The following is a 17,335-nucleotide window of genomic DNA, read 5'->3' on the forward strand; positions in this document are numbered from 1 at the left end:
TTATCCGACTCACACCCCATGCGGCCATGAAACTCCGTTGTTTTTGATTTCCAAACGAAAGCACCTGAAATTTCGGAAAAATTTTTTGGGGCAAAAACAGGGCGCTACGCCGTCGCGCGGGCGCGATGTGTCACGATCGTTTGACAGCGTTGGTGAGCAGTACGCACTGTTTTCGACAGGATCGGCCGGGCGGGTTGCCGGCGAGGATCCCTTGCGCCTGCTGACGGAGGACAGAATGCATCCCGTATCCAACAACCTAGCGTGCGCGCGCGAAGACGAGCGGAACTCGGGCACGACCATCGAGGCGCTGGCAGAGTCCGCGATCCGCCTGCTAGCCGAATCCCGACAGGAAACCGCGCCGGACAGCATCGACGGGTGGGTCGAGCGTCTTTGCGACGCGCTGCTCGCCGAGGTCGAGACCTCTCATCAACGCACGATCACCTCGCTTGTCGCGAGCGGCTTCAGCACCGACACGATCCATGACGTGATCATCCCGCGCGCGGCGGCGCGTCTCGGCGATCGCTGGGTCCGCGACGAGGTAAGCTTCGTGGACGTCACCACGGGCACCGCCCGGCTTCAGCGAATCCTTCGCGACCGCCGCGCCTCCGGCCCGCTTCCCGCCCCGGCCCAGGCCGCGCCGCAGACGCTGGCGATTCTCGTCGTCGTGCCGGAGTTCGAAAACCACGCGCTTGGCGCCTTCGTCGCGGCCGACCAGTTCAACCGGCTGGGCCACCGTGTGCGGATGGCGATCGGCGGCCACCCCGATGAGCTTGCCGGGCAGATCGCGGCGGGCGGTTTCGACATGATCGGCGTAAGCTGCGCGACCGACCGCGCCGTGGACCGCGTAGGAGCGTTGATCGGCCACCTCCGCGCGGCGTGCGGATCGCTTCCGCCCGTCGTGGTGGGCGGCCAGGCCGTGGGCCATGTGCCCGATTTGCTGGCAAGATGCGGCGCCGATCATGCTGCGATGACGACACAGGGCGCGATCGAGGCCTGTGGCCTTGTTGCATCCCGGGTCGAACCACTATCTATGGAGCAGTCGTCATGAACACGGGGTTCATGGCGCAGCGATAGGAAGGACGCCGTGACCAAGCAGGGACGGATGCATGAACGGGTACGCGTCGGCGTACTACCCGCGCCGTCCCGCGTCGAGCGCATCATCGAGCAGTTCGCCGACATCGCGGTGGCAATCGACAGGACCGGCAAGGTCAAGGGCATCTCGGTCAGCCCCGACAGCCCCTATCTCGGCTGCCTCGACCATTGGGTGGGTCGCGATTTCCGGGACTTCCTCTCCGAGGACAGCAGGGCCAAGTTCGAAGATCGCATGGCGACGGTCCTGTCGGACCGCGATGCGATCGTGCGACCGATGGAGCTCAACCACGTCGACAACGCGAACTGGGAATTTCCCATTCGCTACACGCTCCACGACACCGGCGAAGACAACGGCATCCTGCTTCTGGGGCGCGACATGCAGCCCTTCGCGGATCTGCAGCAACGCCTTGTGCGCGAGCAGATGGCGCGGGAACGCGACCTCGAGCGGTTCCGCGGCGTGGAGACGCGGTATCGCGTCGTGTTCGATGCCGCCGCCACACCCATGATCACCGTGGATCCCGACTCGGGGCGTGCGATCGACATGAACCGAGCCGCGATGGATCTGCTGGGCGTGAAGACCGACAACCTGAGCGCCAGCGCCCTCGCCCAGTGCTTCGAGGGCCGGCGCAAGGGCGAGTTCGGCGAGAGCCTGAAGACCGCCGCGGCATCCGAACACGGCACCGGCGTTCCGGCCGTGGTGCGCCGCACCGCCCGCGACGTGCGGCTCCTTCCCGAGTTCTTCCGGGCCTCCGGCGAGGTGTCGATGCTGGTCCGGATCGAGGCCCTGTCGGACGAGGAGGGGACCGGGCGCGAGCTTGCCCTTAGTCTCGCCCGGCTTTACGAATATACGCCGGACGCGATCGTGCTGACGGACGCCAAGGGCGTGATCCGCGAGGCCAACGAGGGGTTCCTGCGCCTGACCGACGCGGCGCAGCAGCGCGACGTGGAAGGGCGTTCCATCGCGGATTTCCTCGCCCGCGGCTCGGTCGACATGAAGCTCATTCTCGAAGCGCTCGAGAAGACCGGCAAGATCAAGGGGTACGCGGCACAACTCGAAAGCGTCGTCGGCATGCGCGCGACCGTCGAGCTTTCGGCCGCCAGGCTTCGCGGCCGCGTGGACCGGGGCATCGGCTTCATCCTCCGTGACGTGACGACGTCCCAGCCGCGCGGCATCGCCGAGGCCGGCGCCGCCGTCAGCGACGAGGCCATGCAGAACGTGATGGACCTCGTGGGCACCGCGTCGCTCAAGGAACTCGTCGGCGCGACGACCGACGTCGTGGAAAAGCTCTGCATCGAGACGGCGATCCGCCTGACCGACAACAACCGCGTGGCCGCGGCCGAGATGCTCGGCCTGTCCCGGCAAAGCCTCTACGTGAAGCTTCGCAAATACGGCCTCATCGACAGCAGCAACGACCCCGACGAATAAAGCGCGACAGGCAAGAAAACCCTTTCGCGACTCTCGATTGTATAGTTTACTTGACACATGAGTGTCTTGGAAAACTTACAGTCCGAGCGTCGGCTGCCCGAACCCGGGGCGGTTCTGACGCTTCTGAAACCGATCACCTGGTTCCCGCCGATGTGGGCCTACCTGTGCGGCCTCGTCTCGGTCGGCGCGAACCCTTTCGACAGTCTGGGCCTCGTGCTGCTCGGCGTGGTGCTGGCCGGCCCGCTCGTCTGCGGGATGAGCCAGGCCGCGAACGACTGGTGCGACCGCGAGGTCGACGCCATCAACGAACCGGACCGCCCGATCCCCTCGGGGCGCATTCCCGGCCGCTGGGGCCTCTGGATCGCGCTCGCGATGTCGGCGCTGGCGCTCGTCGTCGGCTGGCAGCTCGGGCCCTGGGGCTTCGGCGCGACGGTGGTGGGCGTCATCGCCGCCTGGGCCTATTCGGCCGAGCCGGTGCGGCTGAAGCGGTCTGGCATCGCCGGGCCGGGCCTTGTCGGCCTCTCCTACGAAACGCTGCCGTGGTTCACCGGCGCGGCCGTCCTTTCGGCGGGCGCGCCCTCGCCCGAGATCGTGACCATCGCCCTGCTCTACGGCGTTGGCGCGCACGGCATCATGACCCTGAACGATTTCAAGGCGCTGGAAGGCGACCGTCAGACCGGGGTCGAATCGCTGCCGGTCGTTCTGGGCCCGGAACGCGCGGCCCGGGTCGCGGCGTGGGTGATGATCCTGCCGCAGATCGTGGTGTTCACGCTGCTCGCCGGCTGGGGCCGCGAATGGCACGCGGCGGCGATCGCGGTGCTGATCCTCGGACAGATCTGGGCGGCGCAAGTGATGATGCGCGACCCGAAGGGCAAGGCGCCGTGGTTCAACGGCACGGGCGTGGCGATGTATGTCTCGGGCATGATGATCGCGGCCTTCGCGCTTCGCGCGCTGGGAGGTGCGGGATGACGCTGTCCTGGCTATCGATCTTCCGGCTGGGGCTCGTGCAGATGAGCCTCGGCGCGATCGTGGTGCTCACGACCTCCACCCTCAACCGCCTGATGGTCGTCGAACTGGCGCTGCCCGCGGTGCTGCCGGGCCTTCTGGTCGCATTGCATTACGGCATCCAGATCACGCGCCCGAACTGGGGCTTCCTGTCGGACGCGGGCGGCAACCGGACGCTCTTCATCGTGGGCGGCATGGCGGTCCTCGCGGCCGGCGGCTTCGGGGCGGCCTGGGGCGTCGTACTTCTGGACACGAGCTTCGCACTCGGCCTTTCGGTTTCCATCCTGGCCTATGCGCTGATCGGGATCGGCGTCGGCGCCTCGGGCACCTCGCTGCTCGCCCTGCTCGCCACCGCCACGGCGCCGCCCCGCCGCGCCGCGGCGGCCACGATCACCTGGCTGATGATGATTCTCGGCATCGCCGTGACCGCGGGGACGGTGGGCGCCTTCCTGGAGCCTTACAGCCACGCGCTCCTGCTGCGCATCGTCGCCGTCGTGACCTGCGGCGCGGTCCTTCTCACCCTGGTCTCCGTCTGGGGGATCGAGCGTCGCGTCGCGGCGCAGCCGTCGCATGACGAGATGAGCTTTCGCGAGGGCCTGCGCGAGGTATGGGGTGAGCCTCATGCCCGCAATTTCACGATCTTCGTCTTCCTGTCCATGACCGCCTATTTCATGCAGGAACTGATCCTCGAACCCTTCGCCGGCCTCGTCTTCGGGCTGACGCCGGGCCAGTCCACCACGCTGTCGGGCGCGCAGAACGGCGGCGTGTTTCTGGGCATGCTGCTCGTGGGCATTGCCGCGACCGGTTTCCGGCTTGGAAGTCTTCGCGGCTGGGTCATCGCAGGCTGCCTCGGCTCGGCGGCAAGCCTCATCGTCATCGCCACCGCGGGCAGTCTGGGGCTTCGGCCGCTGCTGATGCCCGCCGTCGTGGCGCTGGGCTTTTTCAACGGGGTGTTCGCGGTGGCCGCCATCGGCTCCATGATGGCGCTTGCAGGCCGCGGCCGCGAAACGCGCGAAGGCACACGCATGGGCCTCTGGGGTGCGGCGCAGGCCATCGCGGCGGGCTTCGGCGGGCTGGCCGGCGCGGCCGGCGCCGACATGATGCGCCGCCTCTTCGACAGCGAGGCGACCGCCTTCGGCGCCGTCTTCCTGGCCGAGGCCACTCTTTTCCTCGTGGCGGCGCTGATGGCGCTCCGCGTGATCGAAACCACCCGCGCCGGACGTGGCGCGGCGCTGATGCCGGGAGAATGAAATATGTATGATGTCGTCGTCGTGGGGGCTGGCCCCTCGGGTGCCACAGCCGCGGAAGACCTCGCCCGCGAGGGCCGCAAGGTCGCCTTCATCGACCGCGAGGGGCGCATAAAACCCTGCGGCGGCGCGATCCCGCCGCGCGCGATCCGGGATTTCGACATCCCCGAGGACCAGCTCGTGGCCAGGATCACCACGGCGCGGATGATTTCGCCCACCGGCCGCCAGGTCGACATCCCGATCGAGAACGGCTTCGTCGGCATGGTCGACCGGGAGCATTTCGACGCCTTCCTTCGCGACCGCGCGGAGGCCGCGGGCGCGGATCGCTACCTCGGCACGTTCACGAAGATCGAGCGCGACGAGACGGGCACGCATGTCGTCTTCCGCGACAAGGAGACGGGCGAGACCCGGCGGCTGGCGACGACGCTGGTGATCGGCGCGGACGGCGCGCGTTCCGGCGTGGCGCGGCAGGAAGTGCCGGGCGGCGACAAGATCCCCTACGTGATCGCCTATCACGAGATCATCGAGGCGCCCGGCAAGATCGGCAGCTACGACCCCGAGCGCTGCGACGTCGTCTATGACGGGCGCATCTCGCCCGACTTCTACGGCTGGGTATTCCCCCACGGCAAGTCGGCGAGCGTCGGCATGGGCAGCATGGTGAAGGAGGTGGACGTGAAGCAGGCCACCGCCGATCTGCGCGCGGCCTCCGGCCTTGCCGATTGCCCGACCATCCGGAAGGAGGGCGCGCCCATCCCGCTCAAGCCACTCGACCGCTGGGACAACGGCCGCGACGTGGTGCTTGCCGGCGACGCGGCGGGCGTCGTCGCACCCTCCTCGGGAGAGGGGATCTTCTATGCCATGATGGGCGGGCGCGTCGCCGCCGCGGCCGCCGCCGCGACGCTGACCTCGGGCCAGACCGCCAAGCTCAAGCTCGCCCGGCACCTCTTCATGCGCGAGCACAAGAGCGTCTTCAAGATCCTCGGCGTGATGCAGGATGCCTATTACCGCTCCGATGCGCGGCGGGAACGCTTCGTCTCGCTGTGCCACGACGTGGACGTGCAGCGCTTGACCTTCGAGGCCTACATGAACAAGGAACTCGTGAAATCCCGCCCGCTCGCCCATATAAAGATCGGGCTGAAGAACCTCGCCCACCTCTCCGGGATCGTCAGGGAAACCTATACATGAGCCTCACCGTCCCCGCCTGGGTCAACGGCGCGCTGACGCCGGTCGAGAAGCTGGAGGCGCATCGCCGCGGGCTGCGGCACAAGGCGGTGTCGGTCTTCGTGATGCACGGCGACGAGGTCCTGCTCCAGCGCCGGGCGCTCGGGAAATATCACACGCCTGGGCTCTGGGCGAATTCCTGCTGCACGCATCCGGGCTGGGACGAGGCGCCGCAGGACTGCGCGCGCCGCCGCCTGCATGAAGAACTCGGCATCGAGGGATTGCCGCTGACCTATCGCGGACAGCTGGAATACCGCGCGCCGGTGGGCGGGAACCTTATCGAACACGAGGTCGTGGATGTCTTCGTCGCCCGGGCGGGGCGCCGGATCGCGGCGGCCCCGGACCCAGAGGAGGTCATGGCGACGCGCTGGCTTCCGCTCTCCACGCTCGTGGAGGAGGTCTCGCGCCACGCCGACCGGTTCACGCCCTGGCTCCGGATCTACCTGGAGCGGCACCGGGCGGAGATCTTCGGCCGCGTGATGGCCTAGCCGCGCGCCCCGGGGTCGCGGGCATGCAACCGGGCGATCCGGTCATCCTCGGTCTCGCGGGCAGCCTTGGCGCGGGGCTCATGACGGGCGCCGGCGCGCTTCCGGTCCTTTTCGGACGCCGCGTGTCCGAACGCATGTCGAACACGCTTCTGGGTTTCGCGGCGGGCGTGATGCTTACCGCGAGTTTCTTCTCGCTGATCCTGCCCGCGATCGACCACGCCGGCGAGCGCTACGATGGGCGGCTGCCCCCGGCGCTCATCGCTTCGGCCGGGATCCTGCTCGGGGTGGCCGCGATGTGGGGCCTGAACGAGCGCGTGCCCCACCGGCATTTCGTCTCGGGCCCCGAGGGCCCGTCGGGCACACGGCTCGAGAAGATCTGGCTTTTCGTCATCGCCATCACGCTGCACAACTTTCCCGAAGGCATGGCGGTGGGCGTGGGCTTCGCCTCGGGCGACGTGGGCAAGGGTGCCGCGCTCGCCCTCGGGATCGGGCTTCAGAACATGCCCGAGGGGCTCGCGGTGGCGCTCGCGCTCGTGGGCGAACGCTATCCTCCGGGCCGCGCCGTGCTGATCGCCACGCTGACCGGGCTGGTGGAGCCGGTTGGGGGCCTTCTGGGCGCCGCCGCGCTCACGCTTGCCGAGCCTCTTCTGCCCTGGGGCCTCACCTTCGCGGCGGGCGCGATGCTTTACATCATCAGCCACGAGATCATCCCCGAGACGCACCGCTCCGGCTACCGCAAACAGGCCACCGCCGGGCTGACCGTGGGCCTTGTCGTGATGCTGATTCTCGACGTGGCGCTGGGTTAGCCGGCGCGGCGGCCGCGCATCTCCAGCGAGACCGCGCCCTCGAGCCCGGTGGAACCGTAGAGCCAATCCACCGTGTCGTACCAGTCTTCCGGGCTCTTGGCACGCATGATCGCGTTCCTCAGCTCCGCATGGGCCCCCGCCGGGTGGTAGACATGCTCGCCCACCGCGCGCGACTGGAGCTGCACCCGCGCGGTGCGCAGCGCGCGGCGCGCGTTGTAGGCCGGAAGCGCCGCCGCGACATCGCCGCCGACCGCCTCCATCTCGTGGGCGAGCGCCACCGCGTCCTCCATCGCCATGCACGCGCCCTGCGCCATGTATTGCAGCATGGGGTGCGCCGAATCGCCCAGAAGCGCTACGCGCCCGTCCACCCAGTTCGCCACCGGCTCCCGGTCGCAAAGCACCCAGAGCTTCCAGTCCTGTCCCTTTTCGATGATCTGCCGCGCCATCGGCGCGACATGCTCGAAGCCGCGGCGCACCTCGTCGTGCGAGACCGGCTTGCCCGCCGCCGGCTCGGCCGCATGGTTGTGATAGGTCACGACCAGGTTGAAGAGCTTCCAGCCCGAGAGCGGGTAGTGCACGATATGGCACTTCGGACCGGCCCAGAGCGTCGCGGCGTTCCAGCGCAGCTCCTCCGGCATCTCCTCGACCGGGATCACGCTCCGGTAGGTGGTGTGGCCGGAAACGCGTGGCGCGCCGTCCCCCGCGAGTTGCGCGCGTATGGGCGACCAGAGACCGTCGGCGCCGATAAGCGCGCGGCCCGTCACGCGCTCACCGGACTCGAGGATCGCGGTCGCGGTCTCGCCGTCCTGCGCGTAGCTCGCGACGGCAGACGAGGTCCGCAGCTCCACGAGCGGGTGCGCCTCGCACGCCTTGAGGAAGACGCCGTGCAATTCGCCCCGGTGCACCACGGCGTAGGGGTTACCCATCCGCGCGCGGAACGCCTCTCCGAGCGGGATGCGGCAGATTTCCTCCGCCGTCAGCGCGTCCATCAGGCGAAGGCTGTCCACGTAGACCGCCATCTTGCGCGCCGTCTCTCCGACGCCGAGATAATCGAAGGCATGGAAGGCGTTCGGGCCGAGCTGGATGCCCGCGCCGATCTCGCCGAGCTGGCGCGCCTTCTCCAGCACCAACACGGGGATTCCCGCACGGGCGAGGCCGATGGCGGCCGCGAGGCCACCGATACCGCCTCCGGCGATCAGGACGGGCCGTTGGGTCACGGGGCTACTCCGCCGGACCGATGGCGAGCGAGATGGGCGCGAGCCCGTCCACCCCGCCCTCGATCCGGTCCCCCGGCTCCACCGGGCCGACCCCCGCGGGCGTGCCCGTCATGATCAGGTCGCCCGGACGCAGGTGATAGAACTTCGAGAGGTCCGCGACGATCTCGGGCACCGAATGGATCAGGTCGGAGAGACGGGCGTCCTGCCTGATCTCGCCGTTGACGGAAAGATGGATGCGCTGCGGGCCGATCTCGCCCAGTTCGGCGGCCCGGGTCATCGGCGCGAAGACAGCGGAGCCCTCGACATCCTTGCCGAGATCCCAGGGCCGCTGCTTCTCGCGGGCCTTGAGCTGCAGGTCGCGCCGCGTCATGTCGAGGGCGCAGCCATAGGCGTAGATCGCGTCCGGCGCGTCGGCCGCGCTCACCCGGAAGGCCGGCGCGCCGATGGCCAGCGCCAGTTCCATCTCGTAATGCAGGTTTTCCGTACCCGGCGGGTAGGGCAGCGTCGCGCCCGAGGCGAGGAAGGCCGAGGGCGACTTGGTGAAGTAGAAGGGCGCCTCGCGGTCGGCCTCCACCCCCATCTCGGCGGCGTGGGCGGCGTAGTTGCGCCCCACGCAGAAGATGCGCCCCACCGGATAGAGCGCCGCCTCGCCCGCAACGGGAACACCCGGCGTGGCCGGCGGTTCGAACAGGAAATCGGTCATGCAGTCCTCCCTTGCCGGCGGTGCCGGCTCTCATACGACCTGTACGAATGATAAGTATACTTGTCAATTATCGGGCACGCGCCTACCCTTCCGGGATGCTGGACCTTCACGAGATGCCGGGCCACCTGATCCGGCGGCTGCACCAGATCTCGGTTTCGGTCTTCGCCGGCGCGATGCGGCGGGCGGGCCATGACCTGACCCCGGTGCAGTTCGCCGCGCTCTCCGCGCTCGCCCGGAACCCGGGCGTGGACCAGGCGACGCTCGCGGGCCTCATCGCCTACGACCGCGTGACGATTGGCGGCGTGGTGGACAGGCTGGAAGCCAAGGGGCTCGTCGAACGGGATGTCAGCGCCCGCGACCGGCGCGCCCGGGTGCTGCGGCCGACACGGGCCGGCGAGGCGCTGCTCGCCGAGGCCGATCCCGTCGTGCGTGCCCTTCAGGACGAGATCCTGTCAGGGCTCGACCCGGCCGAACGCACCGAACTGATACGCCTGCTCCGCAAGGCGGCAGAGGCCGGCAACGCGCGCAGCCGGGCCCCGCTGCAGGACGCGGACAGGCGTGTCGGAAAAGGGTGACCCGCGGCGCCCGGGCCGACGGAGAGGCCGAAATGGAGGCTTCAGGCCCGCGGGGGCAAGGCGTGCCCGGCTTCGGACTGAACGCCCGAAGGCAGCGCTTGCCGGCTTGCCGTGGTTATGGCCGCTCCGCGGCCTTGCCTTGCCCTAACGCACGGCAGGGAACGGCACGACGCCCGGCGCGACCGCCTCGCCGCGGCCAAGCGCATCGCGCACGGCGGAGGCGATGTCCGCCGCGCTCATTCCGGCCGCCGCATACATGTCTTCGGGCCTGGCCTGGTCGATGTAGCGGTCGGGCAGGCCGACGTTGCGGATCGCGAGACCACGGTCGAACGCGCCATGCCGGGCGAGCGCGTGCATGACGAACGCCCCGAAACCGCCCATCGCACCCTCCTCCAGCGTGATCAGCGCGCCGTGGTTCCGCGCAAGTCGCAACAGCAGCGCCTCGTCCAGCGGCTTGGCGAAGCGGGCGTCGGCGACGGTGACGGAGATGCCGTCGCGATCCAGCACCTCGGCCGCGCGGAGTGCCTCGGAAAGATGCGCGCCGTAGGAGAAGATCGCCGCGTCAGTCCCCTCGCGGAGAACGCGGCCGCGCCCGATCTCGAGGGGTTGGCCCGCCTCGGGCATCGCGACCCCGACGCCCGCGCCGCGCGGGTAGCGGAAAGCGATGGGCCCCTCGTCGAACGCCGCCGCGGTGGCCACCATGTGGACGAGCTCGGCCTCGTCCGCGGCGGCCATCAGCGTCATGCCCGGCAACGCGCCGAGATAGCCGATATCGAAGGCTCCTGCATGGGTCGCGCCGTCGGCGCCCACAAGCCCCGCCCGGTCGATGGCGAAGCGCACGGGCAGCCCCTGAAGCGCCACGTCATGCACCACCTGGTCGTAGCCGCGCTGAAGGAAGGTGGAGTAGATCGCGCAGAACGGGCGCAGCCCGCTCGCCGCCATGCCCGCCGCGAAGGTCACGGCGTGCTGCTCTGCGATGCCGACGTCGAAGACGCGGCCCGGGAAACGCTTCGCCATGCGGTCCACGCCGGTGCCGCCCGGCATGGCCGCCGTCACCGCGACGATCTTCGGATCGCGCGCCGCCGCCTGGGTCAGCGCGTCGCCGAAGACACCAGTATAGGACGGCGCGGCGGGCGTCGATTTCGCCTGCGTGCCGGTCGCCACGTCGAACTTCGCCACCCCGTGATACTTGTCGGCGGCGCTTTCGGCGGGGGCGTAGCCCTTGCCCTTCACCGTGCAGCAATGGATCAGGACCGGCCCGGTGGCCCGTGCCCGCGCCGCGCGCAGGACGGGCAGGAGCTGGCTCATGTCGTGGCCGTCGATCGGGCCCACATACTCGAAGCCGAGCTCCTCGAAGAGCGTACCCTGCCCGGTCACGCCGGTGACGAGCTGGCGGGCGCGGCGCGCGCCCTCCCGCATGGGCTCGGGCAGCGCGGCCTCGAACCCCTCGGCGAGCGAGCGCATCCGCGCCAGCGGCTCGTTGGCGTAAAGCCGCGACAGATAGCGCGACATCGCGCCGACGGGCGGCGCGATCGACATCTCGTTGTCGTTGAGGATCACGAAAAGGCGCCGCCCCTCGTGGCCCGCGTTGTTGAGCGCCTCGTAGGCCATGCCCGCGCTGATCGCGCCGTCGCCGATCACGGCGATCGCATCGCCCGTGGGCTGACCCATGTCGCGCCCCACGGCGAAGCCGAGCGCGGCGGAAATCGAGGTGGAGGAATGCGCGGCGCCGAAGGGATCGTGCTCGCTTTCGGCGCGCTTGGTGAAGCCCGAAAGCCCGTCCTTCTGGCGAAGCGTCCGGATGCGGTCGCGCCGCCCGGTCAGGATCTTGTGCGGATAGCACTGGTGGCCGACGTCCCAGACGAGCTTGTCCATCGGCGTGTTGAAGACGGCATGGATCGCCACGGTGAGTTCGACGACCCCGAGGGAGGAGCCCAGATGCCCGCCCGTCTCGGAGACGGCGGAGATCACCTCGTCGCGCAGCTCGTCGGCCAGCGCGGCGAGGTCCCGGTCCGGGAGGTGGCGCAGGTCCGCGGGCCCGGCGACACGGTCGAGAAGGGGGGTCTGGGGCAACGTCATCGTGTCCTCCGTCATGTACCGACCCGGGGGTCGGCGCCGCGCCCGAAGTGCAAGCAGCTGGCGCGGCGCCGGTTTCCTGTCGCCAACAGGAAGGGAACCGGGGCCTGGGCCCCGACGCCCGGACCACCCCTCCCAGGGCCGGCCCGAACGCGGCGTGGGGCGGGGCGGCGCGACGCCGCCCCCGTGCCCCTATTCGGTCAGCGCCGCCTGATCCGCGGGCGTGTCGTAGACCGGCTCCCCGCTCGTCGTGGCGAGCTCGGGCCAGTCGGCGATGACGTTGGTGCCCTGCAGCGGCTGCTGGTAGCCCTGGTGGCAGGTCTTGCAGGCGGCCTTGGGCGCGTCGCCGTGCACCGGGCCCAACCGCTCGGGCGGATAGAGCCCCTCGATCGGGATCAGGTACTCGTTGTTGAGTTCGAGCACCATCTGGATGCCCAGATTGGCGGTGGCCCATTGCGGCGTGATCTGGCCGGACGACGCGTAGAAGGCCCGGCTGTTGTGGCAGAACAGGCAGTTCACGCCGAGCGAGTTGCTGACGTAGTTCATCAGCGAGTAGGTCCGCTCGGTGTGCTGGATCAGCGGGTCGTTGGCGATGTCGTTCTCCACACGGCTTTCCAGATCGTGCACCGCGATCACCCCGTAGTTCACCAGGTACTCCTCGAGCGCGTCGGAGGGCAGCGAGGTGTACTGGCTGAGGGGGGTCACCCTGTTCTGGACGGCCGACCAGCCTTCCATGGTCTCCACCGTGGGCGTGGCGCGGAACCATATGTTGTTCGGCACCGGCTGCCCGCGATGGCAGGTGTAGCAGGTCACGCCCACCTCCTTGTTCGCGTTGACGTGCCCGGCCCAGTTCTCGTTGATGTTCTGGGTCATGCCGATCATCACGTGGCCCACCGCGGTCTGGTAGGATCCCGCATCCTCGAAAAGATCCGGAATCCCGGTCCAGGCGCGCATCGCCGTGAGCAGACGGTCGTAGTTCTCGACCGTCAGGTTCTCCAGGCCCGGGGGCACGTTGTCCCGCGCGTCGCCGGCGGTCTCCTCGCCGCCCTGGGGCGGGATCGGCGCGGAGGTGGTCTCGAGAAAGCCGGCGATGGTCGGGTCCGGCGTCGCGAGATCGCTCTCGAACTCCGGCACCGACATCCCCGTGCCGCGCGGACCCGTCTGCAGGCTGTCGGTCGCGTAGGGCTGGCCCCAGCTGACGAGCAGGGCGGCGACGAAGACGGCCCCCCCGACCACGCCAACGCCGATGGCGGGGCCGTAGATGTTCGTGGGGTTCTCACGATTCCACTTGTTGAACCATTGGGGGAGCATCTCAGTTCTCCTGTCCGATGAAGGCCTCGTAGGAACCATAGGCCTCGTAGCCGTAGGAGCCATCGTATGCCGGTGCGAAGTTGTGCTCCTGGGCCCAGATGAACCAGTTGTCCACGACCGTTCCGGTAAGCAGGATCCCGATGCCGCCGGTGATCGGCGTCAGCACCGCGAACCACCACGCCCAGCGGTGGATACCCTCCATCGTGGCGTTGAAGCCCATGGTCCAGCGCCAGAACAGCGCCGCCCGCTCGGAGGCCGTGCCACGGTCGTAGATCTGCTCCAGCTCCCGGTCGCCGCCGAAGCGGGACACCGCGAGGATCGTGCCGCCGTGCATCGCGAACAAGAGCACGGAGCCATAGAGGAACACGATCGAGAGGCAGTGGAACGGGTTGTAGTAGAGGTTGCCGTAGCGGATCGAGAAGGCTGTCGTCCAGTCGAGGTGCGGGAAGATGCCGTAGGGCACCATCTCGGACCAGGAGCCCATCAGCACCGGACGGAAGAGGCCCAGCACCAGGAAGAGCCAGATCGCCGCGCCGAACGCCCAGAAGACGTGCTTGCCCATCTTGTGTTCCTGCGCCAGCTGGTAGGAGCGCAGCCACCAGGCCAGCACCGAGACCAGAAGGAAGAACGAGGCGATCATGAACCACCCGCCGTCGTTGAGCGGCGGCATCGACAGGCCGTATTCCGGCCCCGGCGGCTCGAGCGCAAGCCAGAAGAGCTGGCGGATGAACTCGGGGATCGACCAGCCCACCTGGGCGAGCATGTTGAACCCGATGATGTTGAGCCACAGCGTCCCGGTGACGAGGCTGATGACCCCGGCATAGCCCAGATAGATCGGTCCGAGCTGCGCGTTGCCGATCCAGCCCAGCAGGTTCGAGAAGCCTGCGCCGCCGGTACGCTCTTGGGCCATCAGGCCGCTGTCGTCCATTCCCATTTCGGCGGGTCCGCGGACCTGCACCTGCGTGAATATGTTCTGATACTCCGGCATGTCTTACATCCCCACCTGAGAGGGCCAGATCGGGAGCTCGAGCCACCAGTTCCACCATTCGGGCCAGCCCTTGGTCCAGACCGGACCCGAGATGATGATGCAGATGGCCGACCAGAAGCCGGCGTTGAGCGCCAGCAGCAGGCCCAGGCGATGGATGCCCAGCGTGCCCACCGAGTAGCCGATGAAATCGCGGAAGAAGGTGTCCTCGTGGTCCGGCGTCTTGGCCTCCTCGTCCTTCTCGGGGTTGGCCGCCGACAGGATCAGGCCGCCATGAAGGGCGAGCGCCAGGGTGGTGGTGAAGAAGAACGTCACCGCCAGCATGTGCGCCGGGTTGTAGTGGAAGTGCAGGTAGGCGTAGCCCGTGTTCGACACCCAGTCGAGGTGGCTGAAGATGCCGTAGGGAAATCCGTGCCCCCAGGCGCCCATCAGCACCGGGCGGAACACCACCAGCGTGACGTAGGCGAAGATCGCGAAGCCGAAGGCGACGGGCACGTGATAGCCGATGCCGAGCTTGCGGCAGATCTCCACCTCCCGGAGCGCCCAGCTCACGAAGGCGCCGATGGCGCAGATCGTGATGATCTGCCACAGCCCGCCCTCCATGAGCGGCGCCATGCCGAGCCCGTAGCTGAGATCGGGCGGCGCGATGTTGATGAGCCAGGGATTGAAGGTTCCCTGCTCTGCCGCGCCCCAGAAGATGAGGATCGTCCCCAGCGCGGCGAAGAAGGCGGTCGTGACCCCGAAGAAGCCTACATAGAAGGGGCCGACCCAGAAATCGAACAGGTCGCCGCCGATCAGCGTCCCTCCGCGGACGCGGTACTTTCTCTCGAAACTGAGCAAAGCCATTATCTTTCTCCGCGTTTGGCGGCTGGCCGGTGCGACCGAAAGCCGTCAGTGTTGCCGTGTCGGATTGCTGCGGGCGACCCGGGCCGCCCGCAGCCATTTCGGTGTGCCGTGGTCACCGTTCGTATTTCGCCGCAGCGATCTCGAACCAGTTGAAGCCATCGGTGCTGAGCAGCACGAGATGGATCATCACCGCGAGCAGGAAGAGGAACACGCCCTGGGCCACGAACACGCGGCGAGGGTCGAAGATCAGCCAGATCTTGTAGAACTTTGCCATCTTGTTTTCCTCCGATCAGAACCAGGGGAACCAGATGAAGGTCGCGATGTGCGCGACCACTGCAACGGCCACGAACAGCCAAAGGCCGCTCATGTAGACCGAGTGCAGTTCCTGGGCCTGTTCGTCTGTGAGACCTGTGAAGGACAGGTCGGTATTATCAGCCATGAACTTTCCTCCGGAACGTTAGACTGACGCCGCGATCCCCGCGGCCGGGTCCTTTGGAGCAGGATGCCCCGCCGGGTTCTGTCCGCCCCGAAGGCGGGCAGGGCTTTCTCCCGGTCCGAGCGTCACGCTCAGGCCGAGAAGATCACTGGCGTGATCCGGTCCGCCTCGGCCCAGGCCCGGGCGAGCGGCCCGTGCATGTTGAGCGAGCGTTGACCGATCACGTCGCGCACCCACGCGGCGGAGGCGAAGGGGATCGCCGCCGTGAAGATGAGTGCGAAATAGAACTGGAATTCGGCCCCGCGGCGCCGTCCGCAGCGGGTCCGGGTCGGGGGGTTAGAGGTCATGTCTGTCATTTTGTCAGCCCTCCTGAGCGTCGCGTTGTGAGGCCGGCGACAAGGCCTTGACGGTTTCGAGAACCACGCGCTCCGCGCCCTGTTCGAGCGCGGCGCGCTCGGCGGCGTCGCGCAAGGACTTCGCCGCCGAGATGCGTGTGAGAATGGGATGTGTCGCCACGATGCGGTCGAGTTCCGCCTGCGCGTCGGCGTCCCAGGGGAAATCGCGGCGCAGCCGCGTGGGCGTCGCGTCCGCCGCGTCCATCTCCGTGCCCAGCGGCAGGATGTGGAAAAGCGCGTCGAAAAGCCCGTTGCAGACTTCCTGCAGGACGTAGGTCGCGCCGGCATAGCCCATCATGGGCGTGCCCGTGGCGCGGCGGATCGCGGCACCCGGGAAGCTCGCCGGGATGAAGGCCGGCTGCGGGCCGTGGCCCTGCTTGAGTTCGGCCAGGTACATCTTCTCGTTGATGCTTCCCATCACGATCAGAGGCCGCTCGCGCGCCATCAGCGCCCGCACCTCCTCGTTGTTGGTCTTGCGGCCCGCCACGCGCGCCACCGCGAAGGCGCAGGGCAGCCCCAGATCGTGCTCGAGGTATTGGCGAAGGCCGCGGGCATAGGTCTCGTTCGCCACCACCGCGAAGCTCGCCGTGGCGAAGAAATCCTGCGTGACCGAGCGCCAGAGATCCCAGACCGGCTTGATGGTCGAGTGCTTCTCCGTCTCGATGAACGGCTCGGGATCGAGGCCCGTGAGCTCGCCCAGCTTGCGCAGGAACTTCGTGGTGCTCTCCACCCCGATCGGCGCCTGCAGGTACGGCTTGCCCAGCACCTCGGCGAGGCCGCGGCCGAACTCGCGGTACATCACCACGTTCACGTCGGCGTTCACGAGATCGCGCATCTCGGCCAGGTGGCTGCCCAGCGGCATCACCATGTTGACCTCCGCGCCGATGCCCTCGACCAGACGCCGGATCTCGGCGAGGTCCGAGGGCATGTTGAACACGCCGTACATGGGCCCGAGGATGTTGACGCGCGGTTTCGCGCCTTCGGGCCGCTTCTTCTCGGGCGGCATCCGGCCCTTCGTCATGCCGAACTCGGTAAAGATCCAGGTCATCGCCCGGTCGGCCGATTCCCACTGGTCCTCGTCGATGGTGCGCGGCAGGAAGCGCTGGATCGTCGTGCCCTGCGGCGTCACGCCGCCGCCGATCATCTCGGCGATGGAGCCGGTGACGACGACCGAGGGAAGCGCCGGGTCGAGCGTGTCCCACGCGCGCTTCATGGCGCCTTCGGTGCCCTCGCGGCCCAGCTCCTCTTCGGCGAGCCCGGTGACCACGATCGGCAACTCGTGCGGCGGCAGGCCGTCGGTGTAGTGCAGCACGCTCGTCACCGGCAGGTTCTCGCAGCCCACCGGGCCGTCGATCACGACCTGGAGACCCTTCACCGCGGTGAAGGCATAGACCGCGCCCCAGTAGCCGCCGGCCCTGTCATGGTCCTGGATCAGCATGTGGCCCTCCCGTCGTTTCCGGAGGTGGCGCGCAGGGTGCGTGAGATCACGCATCCTGCAGGGTGGTT

General features: G+C 68.4%; 18 protein-coding genes. 8 read left to right on the forward strand and 10 right to left on the reverse strand.

Features of this window, described 5'->3' with window-relative positions; translation table 11 throughout:
• Nucleotides 1-37 precede the first annotated feature (37 nt).
• The 7 genes from AB6A69_RS11155 to AB6A69_RS11185 are packed head-to-tail and all read left to right on the forward strand — an operon-like array spanning nucleotide 38 to nucleotide 7,285.
• Entirely contained in the window at nucleotides 38-1,048 is a 1,011-nt protein-coding gene (locus AB6A69_RS11155) for a B12-binding domain-containing protein (RefSeq protein ID WP_371060818.1), read from the forward strand.
• Nucleotides 1,049-1,084: 36 nt separating this feature from the next.
• Entirely contained in the window at nucleotides 1,085-2,518 is a 1,434-nt protein-coding gene (gene ppsR / locus AB6A69_RS11160) for a transcriptional regulator PpsR (RefSeq protein WP_371060819.1), read from the forward strand.
• Nucleotides 2,519-2,575: 57 nt separating this feature from the next.
• Nucleotides 2,576-3,487, forward strand: coding sequence for a chlorophyll synthase ChlG (gene chlG, locus AB6A69_RS11165; RefSeq protein WP_371060820.1), 912 nt, complete (start codon nucleotides 2,576-2,578; stop codon nucleotides 3,485-3,487).
• Nucleotides 3,484-4,773: a BCD family MFS transporter gene (locus AB6A69_RS11170; RefSeq protein WP_371060821.1), complete on the forward strand. Its 1,290-nt coding sequence runs from the start codon at nucleotides 3,484-3,486 to the stop codon at nucleotides 4,771-4,773. The genes chlG and AB6A69_RS11170 overlap by 4 nt, the downstream gene beginning before the upstream one ends.
• A gap of 3 nt (nucleotides 4,774-4,776) precedes the next feature.
• The gene (locus AB6A69_RS11175) at nucleotides 4,777-5,955 is read left to right on the forward strand and encodes a geranylgeranyl diphosphate reductase (RefSeq protein ID WP_371060822.1); all 1,179 of its coding nucleotides are present in this window, start codon (nucleotides 4,777-4,779) and stop codon (nucleotides 5,953-5,955) included.
• The gene (gene idi, locus AB6A69_RS11180; RefSeq protein WP_371055552.1) at nucleotides 5,952-6,479 is read left to right on the forward strand and encodes an isopentenyl-diphosphate Delta-isomerase; all 528 of its coding nucleotides are present in this window, start codon (nucleotides 5,952-5,954) and stop codon (nucleotides 6,477-6,479) included. Before AB6A69_RS11175 ends, idi begins: the two co-directional genes overlap by 4 nt.
• A 23-nt stretch (nucleotides 6,480-6,502) precedes the next feature.
• Nucleotides 6,503-7,285 carry a ZIP family metal transporter gene (locus AB6A69_RS11185; RefSeq protein WP_371055551.1) on the forward strand — a complete coding sequence of 261 codons (783 nt, stop codon included), beginning with the start codon at nucleotides 6,503-6,505 and terminating at the stop codon, nucleotides 7,283-7,285.
• On the opposite strand, the gene AB6A69_RS11190 is transcribed toward AB6A69_RS11185, so the two are convergent.
• Together AB6A69_RS11190 and AB6A69_RS11195 are read right to left on the reverse strand one after the other, a co-directional pair.
• Nucleotides 7,282-8,502 (reverse strand): 3-hydroxybenzoate 6-monooxygenase, encoded by a 1,221-nt coding sequence (locus tag AB6A69_RS11190; RefSeq protein ID WP_371060823.1) that lies wholly within the window; start codon nucleotides 8,500-8,502, stop codon nucleotides 7,282-7,284. The genes AB6A69_RS11185 and AB6A69_RS11190 overlap by 4 nt on opposite strands.
• 4 nt (nucleotides 8,503-8,506) lie before the next feature.
• A complete protein-coding gene (locus tag AB6A69_RS11195; protein WP_371060824.1) occupies nucleotides 8,507-9,205 on the reverse strand; it encodes a fumarylacetoacetate hydrolase family protein in 699 nt (232 codons plus the stop codon).
• A gap of 47 nt (nucleotides 9,206-9,252) precedes the next feature.
• Between AB6A69_RS11195 and AB6A69_RS11200 the strand changes: the two genes are divergently transcribed.
• Nucleotides 9,253-9,780, forward strand: coding sequence for a MarR family winged helix-turn-helix transcriptional regulator (locus AB6A69_RS11200; protein ID WP_371060825.1), 528 nt, complete (start codon nucleotides 9,253-9,255; stop codon nucleotides 9,778-9,780).
• Nucleotides 9,781-9,924: 144 nt separating this feature from the next.
• Here AB6A69_RS11200 and dxs read toward each other — a convergent pair whose 3' ends face one another.
• The 8 genes from dxs to bchZ all read right to left on the reverse strand — a co-directional run bounded on the left by dxs (nucleotide 9,925) and on the right by bchZ (nucleotide 17,267).
• Nucleotides 9,925-11,859: a 1-deoxy-D-xylulose-5-phosphate synthase gene (dxs, locus tag AB6A69_RS11205; protein ID WP_371060826.1), complete on the reverse strand. Its 1,935-nt coding sequence runs from the start codon at nucleotides 11,857-11,859 to the stop codon at nucleotides 9,925-9,927.
• Between the two features lie 189 nt (nucleotides 11,860-12,048).
• Complete coding sequence (gene pufC, locus AB6A69_RS11210) at nucleotides 12,049-13,167, reverse strand: photosynthetic reaction center cytochrome PufC (RefSeq protein WP_371055546.1); 1,119 nt, start codon at nucleotides 13,165-13,167, stop codon at nucleotides 12,049-12,051.
• Between the two features lies 1 nt (nucleotide 13,168).
• Nucleotides 13,169-14,155 carry a photosynthetic reaction center subunit M gene (gene pufM, locus AB6A69_RS11215; protein WP_371038766.1) on the reverse strand — a complete coding sequence of 329 codons (987 nt, stop codon included), beginning with the start codon at nucleotides 14,153-14,155 and terminating at the stop codon, nucleotides 13,169-13,171.
• A 3-nt stretch (nucleotides 14,156-14,158) separates the two neighbouring features.
• Complete coding sequence (gene pufL, locus AB6A69_RS11220; protein WP_371038767.1) at nucleotides 14,159-14,998, reverse strand: photosynthetic reaction center subunit L; 840 nt, start codon at nucleotides 14,996-14,998, stop codon at nucleotides 14,159-14,161.
• Nucleotides 14,999-15,110: 112 nt separating this feature from the next.
• Complete coding sequence (gene pufA / locus AB6A69_RS11225) at nucleotides 15,111-15,272, reverse strand: light-harvesting antenna LH1, alpha subunit (RefSeq protein WP_371038768.1); 162 nt, start codon at nucleotides 15,270-15,272, stop codon at nucleotides 15,111-15,113.
• A gap of 15 nt (nucleotides 15,273-15,287) precedes the next feature.
• A complete protein-coding gene (gene pufB, locus AB6A69_RS11230; protein WP_371038769.1) occupies nucleotides 15,288-15,437 on the reverse strand; it encodes a light-harvesting antenna LH1, beta subunit in 150 nt (49 codons plus the stop codon).
• Between the two features lie 128 nt (nucleotides 15,438-15,565).
• Nucleotides 15,566-15,781 carry a cytochrome PufQ gene (pufQ, locus tag AB6A69_RS11235; protein ID WP_371060827.1) on the reverse strand — a complete coding sequence of 72 codons (216 nt, stop codon included), beginning with the start codon at nucleotides 15,779-15,781 and terminating at the stop codon, nucleotides 15,566-15,568.
• A gap of 13 nt (nucleotides 15,782-15,794) precedes the next feature.
• Nucleotides 15,795-17,267 carry a chlorophyllide a reductase subunit Z gene (gene bchZ, locus AB6A69_RS11240; protein ID WP_371038771.1) on the reverse strand — a complete coding sequence of 491 codons (1,473 nt, stop codon included), beginning with the start codon at nucleotides 17,265-17,267 and terminating at the stop codon, nucleotides 15,795-15,797.
• Between the last annotated feature and the right edge of the window lie 68 nt (nucleotides 17,268-17,335).

Source organism: Rhodosalinus sp. 5P4 (assembly GCF_041365695.1).
GTDB lineage: Bacteria > Pseudomonadota > Alphaproteobacteria > Rhodobacterales > Rhodobacteraceae > Rhodosalinus.

Bases quoted from the DNA above. Each gene is read 5' to 3' on its own strand.
- chlG (WP_371060820.1), top strand. From the start codon at position 2,576: ATGAGTGTCTTGGAAAACTTACAGTCCGAGCGTCGGCTGCCCGAACCC.
- AB6A69_RS11170 (WP_371060821.1), top strand. From the start codon at position 3,484: ATGACGCTGTCCTGGCTATCGATCTTCCGGCTGGGGCTCGTGCAGATG.
- AB6A69_RS11175 (WP_371060822.1), top strand. From the start codon at position 4,777: ATGTATGATGTCGTCGTCGTGGGGGCTGGCCCCTCGGGTGCCACAGCC.
- idi (WP_371055552.1), top strand. From the start codon at position 5,952: ATGAGCCTCACCGTCCCCGCCTGGGTCAACGGCGCGCTGACGCCGGTC.
- AB6A69_RS11185 (WP_371055551.1), top strand. From the start codon at position 6,503: ATGCAACCGGGCGATCCGGTCATCCTCGGTCTCGCGGGCAGCCTTGGC.
- AB6A69_RS11195 (WP_371060824.1), bottom strand. From the start codon at position 9,205: ATGACCGATTTCCTGTTCGAACCGCCGGCCACGCCGGGTGTTCCCGTT.
- AB6A69_RS11200 (WP_371060825.1), top strand. From the start codon at position 9,253: ATGATAAGTATACTTGTCAATTATCGGGCACGCGCCTACCCTTCCGGG.
- dxs (WP_371060826.1), bottom strand. From the start codon at position 11,859: ATGACGTTGCCCCAGACCCCCCTTCTCGACCGTGTCGCCGGGCCCGCG.
- pufC (WP_371055546.1), bottom strand. From the start codon at position 13,167: ATGCTCCCCCAATGGTTCAACAAGTGGAATCGTGAGAACCCCACGAAC.
- pufM (WP_371038766.1), bottom strand. From the start codon at position 14,155: ATGCCGGAGTATCAGAACATATTCACGCAGGTGCAGGTCCGCGGACCC.
- pufL (WP_371038767.1), bottom strand. From the start codon at position 14,998: ATGGCTTTGCTCAGTTTCGAGAGAAAGTACCGCGTCCGCGGAGGGACG.
- pufA (WP_371038768.1), bottom strand. From the start codon at position 15,272: ATGGCAAAGTTCTACAAGATCTGGCTGATCTTCGACCCTCGCCGCGTG.
- pufB (WP_371038769.1), bottom strand. From the start codon at position 15,437: ATGGCTGATAATACCGACCTGTCCTTCACAGGTCTCACAGACGAACAG.
- pufQ (WP_371060827.1), bottom strand. From the start codon at position 15,781: ATGACCTCTAACCCCCCGACCCGGACCCGCTGCGGACGGCGCCGCGGG.
- bchZ (WP_371038771.1), bottom strand. From the start codon at position 17,267: ATGCTGATCCAGGACCATGACAGGGCCGGCGGCTACTGGGGCGCGGTC.